Here is a 267-nt window from a genome sequence, read left to right as displayed (position 1 = left end):
GAACAGAACGATGCAAGGACAACAAGCTCTGGTGATTTAGCCGGAAACAATATAGACCCAGCAACAGCAGAAAAAAGGTTAGGTGATAGATTACAGTCTATATCAGCATCACAGGCCTCTTACTCTAGACCAACTGATTTATGGACTCGAGCAGAGGGTAAGCATGAATATGGAAATTTATATAATCCATTTTGGCAAGCTCGATTAACAGACACCACGAATTTAGAACGAACTATGTCCTTAGCATTAACGAGGTTGCTTTAATGG

Annotated in this window: 1 pseudogene; it reads left to right on the top strand. The window is 40.4% G+C overall.

Annotation, left to right across the window (positions count from 1 at the left end):
- A pseudogene (locus AAEZ00_RS21365) lies at window positions 1-264 on the top strand (hypothetical protein); the annotation flags it as partial.
- Between the last annotated feature and the right edge of the window lie 3 nt (window positions 265-267).

The organism is Shewanella sp. S1-49-MNA-CIBAN-0167 (assembly GCF_040310145.1).
Lineage (GTDB): Bacteria > Pseudomonadota > Gammaproteobacteria > Enterobacterales > Shewanellaceae > Shewanella > Shewanella psychromarinicola.
Note: the sequence above shows the minus strand (reverse complement) of the source record. Positions and strands in the feature narration are given on the sequence as shown.